Raw genomic sequence first — 802 nt, forward strand, 5'->3', positions numbered from 1 at the left:
CGTGCCCATCGAATGGGTCAGGAACAAAATGTTGAAGTTTACCGCATGATCACCCGTGGAACGATTGAAGAAAAAATCCAGGAACTTCAAGCATCTAAAAGACACTTAGTCTCAACGATTTTAGATGGAACGGAAACACGATCTAGTTTATCTGTTGAGGAAATTCGTGAGATTCTTGGAATTCAATCAGAATAGCTTGAAAAATTCTGTGAATAGTTTATAATTAAAGGAGTGTCGAAAGGAAGAAAGCATGACAGAAAAATATTTTCCTCAAGTAGGGGATAATGAGTTGATGTTAACAGAGATGCCCCACATGAACCTGTATGATGAAACAGACTTGATTAGTAACATTACAGGCGATTATGTAGATAAAAATTATTTGGAATGGCAACCAATTGCTGAAAATACCAAACCCAAGCATCCCTATCATCAACCATTAGAAGAGCCCCTACCAAAAAGACGGCCAGTAAGAAAACCTGATTTTAAAGAACCGATTGATAAAAAAAGTCCTGCCAATCGTTATGCAGAGGAAGCTAGAGAGCGTGCGCGTGAGGATCTGAAAAAGAAACGCACAGCACCCTATCTTACAACGGATCCAGCAGCTACTACAAGTAAGCGGAAAAAACCGTTTATTTCAGAACGGAAACCTGGTCAGCCAACAGCTCCCTTCCAAAAGGAAAATCCGGGTGAATTATTGAAATACAGCAAACGATTGCGACAAGATCAGTTGATCCTTGCAGAGTTCGAATCTGCAGAAGAACCAGAAGTGGCAGCAGCTACTGAAAAGAAAAACAATTATGAT

2 protein-coding genes are annotated in these 802 nt (G+C 39.9%); both read left to right on the forward strand.

Annotated features, from left to right (window positions below; translation table 11 throughout):
* Positions 1–195: DEAD/DEAH box helicase (locus SPADD19_RS01135; protein WP_164905814.1), on the forward strand; the 195-nt coding region annotated here is incomplete at its 5' end.
* 55 nt (positions 196–250) lie between these two features.
* Positions 251–802 (forward strand): divisome accessory protein ZapJ (zapJ, locus tag SPADD19_RS01140; protein WP_241496384.1); only part of this gene is annotated, 552 nt, incomplete at its 3' end.

Origin of the sequence: Streptococcus parasanguinis (assembly GCF_001578955.1) — a bacterium.
GTDB classification, from domain to species: Bacteria; Bacillota; Bacilli; order Lactobacillales; family Streptococcaceae; genus Streptococcus; species Streptococcus parasanguinis_U.